This window comes from Burkholderia sp. Se-20378 (genome assembly GCF_017104665.1).
Taxonomy (GTDB): Bacteria; Pseudomonadota; Gammaproteobacteria; order Burkholderiales; family Burkholderiaceae; genus Burkholderia; species Burkholderia lata.
The window spans coordinates 1-1522 of the sequence record NZ_JAAGPG010001012.1; the positions used below are offsets into that span (position 1 = coordinate 1).

At 68.7% G+C, this 1522-nt stretch carries 1 pseudogene; it reads right to left on the minus strand.

From position 1 onward, the window contains the following. Positions 1-1453 (minus strand): annotated as a pseudogene (locus G3N93_RS39790) (hydantoinase B/oxoprolinase family protein); the annotation flags it as partial. Positions 1454-1522: the final 69 nt, after the last annotated feature.

Sequence of the window (1522 nt, forward strand, 5' to 3'; positions counted from 1 at the left end):
TGAGCACCTCCGGATCGGTGAGTCGCGAGTTGGTCATGTGCGTCTGCACCGCGCCGACACCCGCGAAACCGTCGCCGGCGCCGCTGCCGCCGGCAATCGTCTCGTAGTACTGGTAGCGATCGTTGCCGAATGTGAAGTTATTCATCGTTCCCTGGCTCGACGCGACGCAGCCGAGCGCGCCGTACAGCGCGTTGGTGATGGCCGACGACGTCTCGACGTTACCCGACACGACCGCCGCCGGATACTCGGGGTTCAGCATCGAGCGCGCGGGCACGATCACCGTCAGCGGCTTCAGGCAGCCGGCGTTCAGCGGGATGTCGTCGCCGACCAGCGTGCGGAACACGTACAGCACGGCAGCCATGCAGACGGCCTTCGGCGCGTTGAAGTTGTTGTCGAGCTGCGCCGACGTGCCCGTGAAATCAATTTCCGCGCGCCGCGCCGCCCGGTCGACGCGAATCGCGACGCGAATCTCCGCACCGTTGTCGAGCGGATAGCGGTACGCACCGTCCTGCAGCGCGCCGATCACGCGCCGCACGGCCTCTTCCGCGTTGTCCTGCACGTGCCCCATGAACGCGAGCACGACGTCGCGGCCGAACTGCGCGACCATCCGGCGCAGCTCGTCGACGCCTTTCTGGTTCGCGGCGACCTGTGCGCGCAGGTCGGCCATGTTCTGCTCGACGTTGCGCGCCGGGTAGCGGCCCGACGCGAGCAGCGCGCGGGTTTCCGCATCGCGCAGCGTGCCGGCCGACACCAGCTGCCAGTTGTCGATCAGCACGCCCTCCTCGTCGATGTGGGTCGAATCGGGCGGCATCGAGCCCGGCGTCGTGCCGCCGATGTCCGCGTGGTGGCCGCGCGAGCCGACGTAGAACAGCGGCGCGTCCGAGCCGTCCGCGAACACCGGCGTGATGACGGTCACGTCCGGCAGGTGCGTGCCGCCGTGATACGGGTCGTTCAGCATGAACACGTCGCCGTCGCGCATGCGGCCGCGGTTGCGCTCGATCACCGTGCGGATGCTCTCGCCCATCGAGCCGAGGTGCACGGGCATGTGCGGCGCGTTCGCGATCAGGTTGCCGTCACCGTCGAAGATCGCGCACGAGAAGTCGAGGCGCTCCTTGATGTTCACCGAGTACGCGGTGTTCTGCAGCCGCAGCCCCATCTGCTCGGCGATCGACATGAACAGGTTGTTGAAGATCTCGAGCCGCACCGGGTCGGCGTCGGTGCCGAGCGAGCGGCGCGTCGGCAGCGGCGTCGTGCGCGTCAGCACGAGGTTGCCCTGCTCGGTCATCTGCGCGCGCCAGCCGGGCTCGACGACCGTCGTGCCGTTCTTCTCCGCGACGATCGCCGGGCCGTCGATCGCGTCGCCGGCCAGCAGCGTGTCGCGCACGTAGAGCGCCGCGTCGTGCCATTGCCCGCCGGAATGGAAGCGCACCGCGGAGTGGGCGCGCGGCGCGGCAGCGCAGATCGGAAGAGCGCGACGTAGGGAAAGAGTGTGCGAAAGAGAGTCGAAAGCGGTGGCCTCTGA